At 46.7% G+C, this 630-nt stretch carries 1 protein-coding gene; it reads left to right on the top strand.

What is annotated here, in order from left to right:
* Positions 1-630 (top strand): sulfate adenylyltransferase subunit CysD (gene cysD, locus R7P64_RS24325; RefSeq protein WP_318124176.1); only part of this gene is annotated, 630 nt, incomplete at both ends.

Genomic DNA, 630 nt, shown 5'->3' with positions numbered 1-630 from the left:
CGCGAAGTTGCTGCTGAGTTTGATAACCCAGTCATGATGTATTCGATTGGTAAAGATTCATCAGTGATGCTGCATTTGGCGCGTAAGGCGTTTTACCCAGGAAAGATCCCGTTTCCGCTGCTGCATGTGGATACCGATTGGAAATTTCGCGAAATGATCGAATTCCGCGATCGTACTGCGGAAAAATACGGTTTTGAGCTTTTGGTTCATAAGAACCCAGAAGGCATCGCAATGGGATGTAGCCCGTTTGTTCATGGCTCGTCAAAGCATACGGACATCATGAAAACGCAAGGTCTTAAGCAGGCGCTAAACAAATATGGCTTCGATGCTGCTTTTGGTGGTGCTCGTCGTGATGAAGAAAAATCACGCGCAAAAGAGCGAGTGTATTCGTTCCGTGACAAGAACCATACCTGGGATCCGAAAAACCAACGTCCAGAACTTTGGAAAACCTACAACGGTCAAGTGAATAAAGGCGAGAGCATTCGAGTGTTCCCACTTTCTAACTGGACCGAGCTTGATATCTGGCAATACATCTACCTAGAGAACATCGAAATTGTCCCGCTTTATCTTGCTGATAAACGTCCGGTTGTCGAACGCGATGGCATGCTGATCATGGTGGATGATGACCGT

Source organism: Vibrio sp. 2304 (genome assembly GCF_033339475.1).
GTDB lineage: Bacteria > Pseudomonadota > Gammaproteobacteria > Enterobacterales > Vibrionaceae > Vibrio > Vibrio alginolyticus.
The sequence above is the reverse complement of the archived record's forward strand: the minus strand, read 5'-3'. Positions and strand labels throughout refer to the sequence as shown.